This window comes from Proteus sp. HMSC14B05 (genome assembly GCF_001808035.1).
Taxonomy (GTDB): Bacteria; Pseudomonadota; Gammaproteobacteria; order Enterobacterales; family Enterobacteriaceae; genus Proteus; species Proteus mirabilis.
Genome location: NZ_KV791960.1, coordinates 1 through 10,176, shown reverse-complemented (window position 1 = coordinate 10,176; position 10,176 = coordinate 1). Strand labels below are relative to the sequence as shown.

The window sequence follows — 10,176 nt, the reverse complement described above, 5'->3', positions numbered from 1 at the left end:
ATCCACGTCCTTTAGGGCGTGGAGGATGTCAACTGGTAAAAAACACGCTTATCAAGCGAGATAAAGCATGGCTTGTCTCGCTTGTGGCTCTTTCTTTCAAGGCAAAAGTAGCTCTCCTTCCCTTTTTATACCTCATATAAAATCTATTTACCCCATGAATAAATGCAATGGTTTTATGATGAATTAGTCATGTTTTTTCTAAGAGATTATTTTTCTATATTTATAGGTTTGTGTGAATTAATAGATTTATTATATTAGTTTCGTATAAGAAACAATTAAAATAATTTTATTTATCTCTTTTGTATTATTGTGAAAATAGTATTTAAAAATGTTTGTTTATTCATCGTTTTAATGATGAAGGGATAATTATTAGTTAATTTTTTGCTCTTTTTGTTTTTCCTAAAAATGCTATTTTAGTGTTTTTTATAATAGGGTTTATTCTATTTAATTTGTTTGTTTTCAATAAGATGTGTTTTCATTTATTGAAAATGCCACATATTGATAAATTATAATCTTGTTAAAATATCTTGAAAAGTTCATTATTCACAGCGTATTAATAAATACAAAAACCTCTAATAAATAAGGATCTCAACTGTATGTGTTATTAATCTAATATTTAGACTATTTATTTTAATAGCCATAAATAGATGACGTTCTTAATTAATTCGTTGTACCGGAAACCATTCGCATAGGGAGTACGGTATTTTTTTTATCAGCACAATTCCACTAACTATGAAAAAAACAAAACATTTATTTAAAACAAAGGGTTGTAATATTCCTTTTACTTCTGTGATGATGGTAAGTTTTGTCTTAATGGGCTGTAACGATCAATCGACTCAGCCAACCAAGCCTGCTATCCCAGAAGTGGGAGTCTATACTGTCAAAGAGGAAATTCTTCCATTAACGGTCGATTTGCCAGCAAGAACGGCATCTTATCGTGTCTCACAGGTGCGCCCACAAGTCGATGGTATTTTAGAAAAACGTCTATTTACTGAAGGTAGTGATGTTAAAAAAGATCAACCACTGTATCAAATAGATAAAAAACCTTACGAAACTCAGGTAGCTAAAGCACAAGCGGCTTACGATAATGTGAAAAAATTAGCTGCCCGTTATAAATCTTTACGTGCCACTAATGCCATTAGTCAGCAAGAATATGACGATGTAGTTTCACGCCTTGATCAAGCTAAAGCCGATTTAAATCAAGCAAAGATTAACCTTGGCTATACCCAAGTTTTATCACCTATTAGCGGCAAAATCAGTCGCTCTTTTGTTAGTGAAGGGGCATTAGTGAGTAGTGGACAAAGCCAGCCATTAGCGACCATCACACAGCTTGATCCTATCTATGTGGATATTACTCAACCTATTACTAATCAACTGAAATTAAAGTCACTGATCCAACAAGGTGTCGTCACTGATAGTGAAGATAAAATGGATGTGACGCTGTTTTTAGAAGATGGCTCTCAGTACCCTTATACCGGCACATTAAGCTTTTCCGAAGTTCAAGTTGAGCCAAGTACAGGCTCAGTGACATTACGCGCCAAATTCCCTAATCCACAGCACCAATTATTACCAGGAATGTATACCAAAGCTCGCATTATGCAAGGGACTCAAGAGAAAGCGATTGTTGTGCCACAACAAGCGATTACCTTTGATGCCCGTGGTAAATCCATCACATATATCGTTGATCAACAACAAGTATTACAAGCAAGAGATGTTGAAATATTAAAACCACAAGGTAATGGATGGATCATAAAACAGGGATTACAAGCTGGCGATAGGATCATGACAGAAGGTCATCATCGTGCAAAACCGGGCGTAAAAGTCAATGCGGTTCCTGCTAACAACATTTCATTAAAGACCACCTTAGAGTAAGTCTTCATTTAGGTAATACATTATTATGTCTCGATTTTTTATTAATCGGCCAATACTTTCGTGGGTGATGGCTATTGTTATTATGATTGCAGGAGGATTGTCGTTAATAAAACTTCCTGTGAGTCAATATCCTGAAATTGCAGCTCCAGCGATAATGATCACCGCAGTTTATCCCGGTGCATCGGCTGAAACAGTGCAAGACACGGTTGTTCAAGTTATTGAGCAAGAGCTTAGCGGATTAGATGGCTTCCGTTATTTAAGTTCAAATAGTAATACGGATGGTAGCTTTGAAGTTATCGCCACTTTTGAACAAGGTACGGATAGTGATATTGCGTTGATGCAGGTACAAAATAAACTGCAATTAGCAACACCTAAGTTACCCCTTGAAGTACAACGACAAGGGATGAGGGTAGTGAAATTCCAGATTAACTTTATGCAAGTGGTTGCCCTTGTAGATGAATCTGGAAAATTAGATGCCTTTGATTTAGGTAATTACCTTGCCTCACATATGAAAGATCCTATTTCTCGTATTGATGGTATGGGGGATATTCTGTTATTGGGATCACCACGCGCTATGCGTATTTGGCTTGATCCGGATAAACTGACCAATTATCACCTGATGCCGAAAGATATTGCCGCGGCTATCCAAGATGAGAATGTACAGGTGTCCGCCGGGCAGTTAGCGGGCTTACCGGCATTAAAAGGTGTTGAGTTAAACGCAACCATTACCAGCGCATCACGTATGGTATCAGTAGATGAATTCAACCATATTCTATTAAAAGTGAATCTTGATGGCTCACAAGTTCTGTTACAAGATGTAGCGAAAGTCGAAGTAGGGGCAGATAATTTCTCTATTTCAAGCTTATACAATGGTAAACCGTCTGCGGGTATGGCTATGCGCTTAGCGCCCGGAGCTAACCTACTTGATGTGTCTAAAAAAGTAAAAGAGGTTGTGGAAGCTCAGTCGCAGTTTTTCCCTCAAGGTGTAAAAGCCCTTTTCCCTTATGACACAACGCCTTCTGTAAAATCGTCCATTAGCTCTGTGGTAAGAACGATTGTCGAAGCTTCCATCTTAGTGTTCTTGGTTATGTTCCTGTTCCTACAAAATATTCGGGCAACCTTGGTACCAACATTGGCTATACCGGTTGTTTTATTAGGAACTTTTGGTGTATTAGCCGCATTAGGTTTAACTATCAACGTATTAACGATGTATGCCATGGTGCTCGCAATCGGCTTGCTGGTGGATGATGCCATCGTTGTGGTTGAAAACGTTGAACGGATCATGCATGAACAGGCGATTTCGGTAAAAGAAGCGACCATTCTCTCGATGACGCAAATTCAAGGGGCGTTAGTGGGGATTGGTCTTGTTTTATCAGCGGTCTTTGTGCCAATGGCATTTTTTGGTGGATCGGCTGGGATTATTTATCGCCAGTTTGCAGCGACTATTGTTGTCGCGATGGCATTATCAGTGCTTATCGCATTAACATTTACACCCGCATTATGCGCGTCCATATTGAAAAAGCCACAACCTAAGGTGAAGAAACGTCGTGGATTCTTCTGGCTGTTCAACCGTTTCTTTGATAGAGGAACTAACTATTACGAGAAGGGGGTACGCAATATCTTGTACCGTCGAGGCCGTTATATGTTTATTTTCCTCATTATTACCGTTGGAACAGGGTGGTTATTTACGCAATTACCTAAAGCCTTCTTACCAAATGAAGACCAAGGAGTTGTGATGATTGAAGTCCGTATGCCAGCAAATAGTACCGCTGAGCGTATGGAACAAACCATGGCAGAATTTAGGGATTATTTACTGACCGAAGAAAAACATCTGGTTAAAACAGTATTTACTGTTAATGGCTTTAACTTTGCAGGTCGTGGTCAAAATGCGGGTATGGCATTTGTTAACTTGGCTGATTGGTCAGAGCGTAAAGGAAAAGGAGAAGATGTTTTCTCATTAGTGGCACGAGCACAGCAACACTTTAACTCTATCCGTGATGGTATGGTTATTGCGTTCCCACCACCTGCTATTATGGAGATGGGGAATGCGATGGGATTTGATTTCTACTTACAAGATAATGCGGGTTTAGGCCATACTGAATTGGTTAAAGCTCGTGATAAATTCCTCGAATTAGCAGCACAAAGTCCAGTATTAACTAATGTTCGCCCGAACGGTAAAAACGATGAACCTCAATTACGTGTTGTGATTGATAAAGAGCGTGCAAGAGCATTACAACTGCGTTTATCTGATATTAACGATACATTATCTGCCGCATGGGGATCGATGTATGTAAATGATTTTATTGATGAAGGTCGTGTTAAACGTGTTTATCTACAAGGGGAAGCCTCAGCGCGTATGTTGCCAACCGATCTGGATAAATGGCATGTTCGTAATCAGCGCGGTGAAATGATCCCATTCAATGCCTTTGCAACAACACAATGGTATATGGGGCCACCGAAATTAGAGCGTTTTAATGGGCTATCAGCGATTGAGATCTTAGGTGAACCAGCGCCAGGTTACAGTACGGGTGACGCGATGCTGGCAATTGCAGATATTATGAAACAATTGCCATCTGAAATCAGCCTAAGCTATAGCGGTCTGTCTTATGAAGAAATTCAAACACAAGACCAAGCACCTGCATTATATGTGATGACAATTCTGTTTGTTTTCTTAAGCTTAGCGGCACTCTATGAAAGTTGGTCAGTACCTTTCTCTGTCGCTTTAGTGGTGCCATTTGGTATTTTAGGGGCTGTTATCGCAACACTGTTACGAGGTTTATCCTCAGATGTCTATTTCCAAATAGGTTTGATGACCACCATTGGCCTATCAGCGAAAAATGCCATCTTAATTGTTGAGTTTGCTAAACATCTTTATGAGAAAGATGGTAAACCATTAATCGATGCGGCAGCAGAAGCGGCAAGAATGAGACTACGCCCTATCATTATGACCTCACTCGCCTTTACTTTTGGGGTATTACCTATGGCACTTGCTTCAGGCGCAGGGCAAGGTAGTCAGCACTCTGTCGCAACAGGGGTAATTGGCGGTATGCTTGCATCCACTTTCTTGGCTATTTTCTTTGTACCACTGTTCTATGTCTTTGTAGTTAAACTATTTTCACGAAAAAAAGCACATGTGAGTATTGAGGAAATAGATAAGTAATAGAATTATCTCGCAGTGAGATTTAAGCGTAAAAATAACCCAAACCATAGCGATGACTGTGGTTTGGGTTTTATTTTTAGGTTAGTTTAATCTTGGTGAGGAGATTTTAGTTTAACTTTTAATAGTCTTACGGCATTGGCGGTCACTAAAGCTGTTGCTCCTGAGTCAGCCAATACGGCAACCCAAAGTCCAGTGATACCGAATAAACTGGTGACTAAGAATATCGCTTTTAAACCCAATGCTATGGTAATGTTTTCACGGATAATTTTACGTGTTGCACGAGATAGCTGAATAATTTCGGGTAAGCCAGTTAAACGGTTATGGGTTAATGCTGCGTCGGCAGTTTCTAAAGCGACATCTGTACCACTTCCCATCGCAACACCAATGGTAGCCGCTTTCATTGCTGGTGCATCATTAATACCATCACCCACCATCATTGTGTTATGTGTTTGACTGATTTCCATCACTGAAGTGACTTTATCTTCAGGGAGCAATCCTGCACGGAAATCCATACCCAGTTTTTGTGCAATCGCAGCCGCTGCTCTTGGGTTATCACCGGTTAACATCACGGCATTGATATTCATCGATTTCAACACTTTCATTGATTCGATAGCATCGTTGCGCAATGTATCTTGCATCGCAATCACACCAATGAACTGATCTTCTTTTAATACCACCACAACGGTTTTGCCTTCATCTTCAAGACGAGCGACTTGTTGTTGCCATTGTGCAGATAATGGTGTGGTTTCTGATAATTGTGTTGGGGCACTGACCAGAATATGTTGATTATTTAAATAACCTTCAATCCCTTTACCCGCTAAAGCCTTGCGATTATCGGCTTCCACAACATCAATTTGTTGCTCTTGTGCTTTATTAATAATGGCTTTTGCGAGAGGGTGATGAGAGCCAACTTCTACAGAAGAAGCCAACATCAGTAGCTCTTTCTCATTAAAGCCTACATTTGCTATGACATCAGTGACTTGAGGTTTACCCTCTGTTAATGTGCCTGTTTTATCTAGAGCAACGGTATTGACTGTGCCCAGTTGTTCAAGTGCTGCACCACCTTTAATTAAGGCACCTCGTTTTGTTGCTGCTGCCAGTGCTGATGTAATGGCGGCTGGTGTTGAAATAACCAGAGCACAAGGACAACCAATTAATAACAGTGTTAAACCACGGTAGAACCAAGTTTCCCAAGGTTGAGCGAATAACAAAGGTGGAATAATGATCACTAATGCGGAAAACAGCATAATCAGTGGTGTGTAATAGCGACTGAAACGGTCAACAAAACGTTCAATGGGCGCTTTACGCTCTTCTGCTTCTTCGATCAGTTGTAAAATACGATCGATGGCATTTTGCCCCTGCTCAGAGACCACTTTCATTTGCACCGAGCGATCAACAGATAAACAGCCAGCAGCGACTTTTTCACCCTGTAAACGTTCGACCGGCACCGATTCACCCGTTAATGCGCTTTCATCAAAACTTGCAAAAGCAGTAATTAATTCGGCATCTGTGGGTAAGCGCGCACCTGGTGCAATTTCAATAATATCGCCGGGGCGCAATTGAGCTACAGGGACTGTCTGTTTTTTACCCTCTTTTATTACCACCGCTTCTTCTGGTACAAGAGCCATTAATGCGCTGACTCCGCGGCGTGCACGACCCGCAGCGTAAGACTCAAGCATTTCGCCAATCATAAACAGCAAAATTACCATTGCCGCTTCTTCGGTGGCATTAATAAACAGTGCCCCAATAGCCGCAACACTCATCAAGGTTTCAATCGCGAATGGGGTACCACTACGAATGAGTCGTAGCGATTTTTTTACAATAGGGAATAACCCGATTAATGTCGTTGCAATAAAGGCAGCGCGACCTGCTTGTGGATCAATAAACTCGGCCCCCCAACTTATCGCCATTAAAATCGCTAAGATAATGACGAATGAGCTCTCTTTTAAGAGGCTTTGTTTTGCAGGAGGCTGAGATCCCGCTGATGAGATATCAAATAGTTCAAAACCGGCACTTTTAACGGCACTAATCACATCAGTACGTAAATCGGTATCGGCATCGACAACCAGTTTTTCAGTGGCAAACAAGATCTTCGCTTGTTTAACGCCGACCACTTTCAGTACTGCTGTCTCTATCTTTTGCGCGCAGCTTGGGCAATCCATTCCTTGCACTTTCCAACTAAAACGTTGTTGTGCAATTTTTTCAGGCTCTACATTAGAGACTGGGGCGTTGCTGTCACAACAGCCATGGGCATGATCATGACCATCATGAGCGTGATGATTATGCTCATGTTGATGGCCATGATGATGTTCTTCTTCACATTCGGGATCACTCTTATCGATTTTGCTATGAGTGTGTCCACTTTCAGTATGTGAGTGCATACTACTATTATCTGCCTGATTAGAGCAGCATTGAGAGCTTGAACAGCAAGCATCGGTATGTTTATGGTTATCGTGTTGATGAGCGTGTTTAGACATACGCCTCTCCTCGTTCAACAAAGTACAGTTTTATCAATTACCGATACTTTACAGCTTGGAGTAGAGTCCAGAGTCAAGATAAACAGAGCGTATTGATTGTCAAAAAGTGCGGATTTGTTAAATCAATTAATCCCTTGTTTCTATTGATAAAGAAACAAGGGATCAGGGTTTTACAGAAAAAGGGCTCTAACAATAAAGAAGTGACCAATAAAGTAACAGGCACTTACCAGTCCTTTAGAGGCTGAAAAAGAGAAGCGGAAACGGTTGATAAGCCAAATAGAGTAAGCAATTACTAACAAGAGTGAGCCTATCATGATAGAAAAGTTGTAGTCGTTGCTCAGGTAGAAGAATTTCTCTCCTGCAACCCAAAACATCGCAAAAGCCGCTAATAAAGTCAGTAATACAGGAATGGCAAATTTATCCAATTTAGTCCAGATGATGGCTAACACGATAATTGCGGCAACGATAACAAAACCAAGCAAAGGAAGATAAAAAGAGATTTGTAATGGTAAGGCAAAACTAATTAGGTAGAGAATATAACTTAGGAATAACAAGGCTAAAGAAGGTAGTAAATACTTACCTTCAAACATTTTTAATACATCAGAAAGTAATGTTGCTAATAAAGCGCCGACAATAAGATAACTATTAATGCTATGCTCAGGGACTTGCCATGCCCAAAGGAGTAATAGTAGTAGTGTAATAGGACGGAATAGCCATCGTTGCCAATTAGGGCCACGATACGCGGCATCGATATAAAGCCACCCAGAAAATAAGACAGCGAGAAAAGGCCAACTCATAATATCTTCCTTATTCTTATATAGAGAACTCTTTTATTATTCATAACAGAAAGCATAATTTAAGAATAGCGATTAATGAAGAAACTGGCGTATTAATTAAAATTAACTACAGATAAGCACAATGTGAATTTATAACGATAATAGGAATGAGTGTAATGAATAAAGCGGGAATGTTAGGTATCGCGGTGCTGATTATCATTATCGCTAGCGCAACATATCGTTTTTTTGAGCAAAGAAAACAGCGTATCAGTGATGATAATTCACCCGTTAAATTATATATGGTAGAAGTTGTTGATAAGCAACAAATACCGAAAAACGATCGACGTTCAAGAGAAAATGATGTTAATGGGCCAGAAACAACCTATTACTATCAAGTGACTTTTCGTTTAACAACGGACTCTCAGCAAGATATTATCTTACGTGTGGATAAAACCACTTTCTCAAATGTAGCGCTGGAGATGAAAGGGCGATTATTTATGCAAGGTAGTCGTTTCGTGCAGTTTGAAACCGATGCACCAGATAATGAGAGTGGTAAAACATCAACTAAATAAGCATCAGAGCATAAGAAACTGGGGAGTTAGCGTGTTATCCCCAGTGACTTGAATAGACGATGATTATTGGTTTTTATTTTTTTGTTTTTCTAGATACTCTTTGCGCAACTCTTTTTGTATTCTCAATAGCTCAAAAATACCAAAAAAGAAGATCTTAAATTGGAGTAAGCCAGAAGGTTTTTTATCTTCGGGTTGGCCTGCTTTATACATGGCAATTTGTAAGCCGTGCATAATCACCATAAAGATTAATGCGATATCCATAAAGTACTTTAAAGGTTTAGGGAATGGGGAAATAAGATTTAAACAAAGAAATCCCCACACACCGATCATTAAAAATCGACCTAAAAAGATTAACATAGCAGCTCCATAACAAATTAAGCAGATAAATTGCGAATATAAAGACGATAGGCGACTTGGCCTGCGATTTTTTCTCTATGTAATCGCCAATTTTCTGGTAAAGAATAAACCTGTGCGTTTACTTCTTCTTCAATATAAATATAACAACCTTCGGCTAACCATTGGTTATTTTCTAATAATTGCAGGGTGTTTGCCAACATACCTTGATGAAAAGGAGGATCTAAAAACACCACATCATATGCAGTACCTTGTTTAGCTAGATAATTTAACGCACTATCTTGAATAACATGCCCATTATCAGCGCCAAGCAACGCTAAATTAGCAGTAATTTGTTGCGCGACTTTACGGTCGAACTCAATGAATGTCGTTTCTTTTGCATAGCGAGAGAGTGCTTCAATACCTAGCCCACCACTGCCGGCAAAGCAATCTAAGCAACGAGCGTCCTGAATAACGGGCATAAGCCAATTAAACAGTGTTTCTTTGACTCTATCGGTGGTGGGACGTAATCCTTGGCTATCAAGCACAGGAAGTTTCCGACCACGCCATTTACCTCCGATTATTCTGATTTGTCCCATCGGCGTTTTTTGTGGTTTCTTAGCCATATTTTTCTGATATATATCGTTTAAGCGTGAATTTTGGCGTGTTTTAATGTTTCAAGGAACAAGTTTGTTGATAACTTGATAACTTACCTTGATTTAAGCGCGAATAATTTACCATAAAATTCGTATAAAAGATGCGTTTATCCTCGATCAAATGATAGACTTCATTATTATTTTTAATATCGTCAATGTTATCGCGCCATGATTTAGTGCGAGGAGTTTAGTAGCTAATGGCAAAAGAAAAAAAAGGTTTTTTCTCGTGGCTCGGATTTGGCCGTAATAAAGAAGAAAATACTGCACAAGAGAAAGAACAACAACGTTTAGAGGCCGAACGTGCAGAGCAGGCACGTTTAGCCGAAGAAG

At 39.7% G+C, this 10,176-nt stretch carries 7 protein-coding genes; 3 read left to right on the top strand and 4 right to left on the bottom strand.

What is annotated here, in order from left to right; genetic code table 11:
* Positions 1-732: 732 nt before the first annotated feature.
* A complete protein-coding gene (locus tag HMPREF3129_RS00565) occupies positions 733-1,872 on the top strand; it encodes an efflux RND transporter periplasmic adaptor subunit (RefSeq protein WP_004245395.1) in 1,140 nt (379 codons plus the stop codon).
* Positions 1,873-1,897: 25 nt separating this feature from the next.
* A complete protein-coding gene (locus HMPREF3129_RS00560; protein WP_036919688.1) occupies positions 1,898-5,032 on the top strand; it encodes an efflux RND transporter permease subunit in 3,135 nt (1,044 codons plus the stop codon).
* Positions 5,033-5,118: 86 nt separating this feature from the next.
* On the opposite strand, the gene HMPREF3129_RS00555 is transcribed toward HMPREF3129_RS00560, so the two are convergent.
* Together HMPREF3129_RS00555 and HMPREF3129_RS00550 are read right to left on the bottom strand one after the other, a co-directional pair.
* Positions 5,119-7,509, bottom strand: a complete 2,391-nt coding sequence (locus HMPREF3129_RS00555; protein ID WP_004248874.1) for a zinc/cadmium/mercury/lead-transporting ATPase — start codon at positions 7,507-7,509, stop codon at positions 5,119-5,121.
* Positions 7,510-7,679: 170 nt separating this feature from the next.
* Positions 7,680-8,306 carry a lysoplasmalogenase gene (locus HMPREF3129_RS00550; protein ID WP_004248875.1) on the bottom strand — a complete coding sequence of 209 codons (627 nt, stop codon included), beginning with the start codon at positions 8,304-8,306 and terminating at the stop codon, positions 7,680-7,682.
* A 146-nt stretch (positions 8,307-8,452) separates the two neighbouring features.
* Between HMPREF3129_RS00550 and HMPREF3129_RS00545 the strand changes: the two genes are divergently transcribed.
* Positions 8,453-8,857 (top strand): DUF2500 family protein, encoded by a 405-nt coding sequence (locus tag HMPREF3129_RS00545; RefSeq protein ID WP_017827656.1) that lies wholly within the window; start codon positions 8,453-8,455, stop codon positions 8,855-8,857.
* Between the two features lie 63 nt (positions 8,858-8,920).
* Here HMPREF3129_RS00545 and HMPREF3129_RS00540 read toward each other — a convergent pair whose 3' ends face one another.
* Positions 8,921-9,214 carry a DUF1145 family protein gene (locus tag HMPREF3129_RS00540; protein ID WP_004248877.1) on the bottom strand — a complete coding sequence of 98 codons (294 nt, stop codon included), beginning with the start codon at positions 9,212-9,214 and terminating at the stop codon, positions 8,921-8,923.
* A 17-nt stretch (positions 9,215-9,231) separates the two neighbouring features.
* Complete coding sequence (gene rsmD, locus HMPREF3129_RS00535; protein ID WP_004252744.1) at positions 9,232-9,816, bottom strand: 16S rRNA (guanine(966)-N(2))-methyltransferase; 585 nt, start codon at positions 9,814-9,816, stop codon at positions 9,232-9,234.
* Positions 9,817-10,176: the final 360 nt, after the last annotated feature.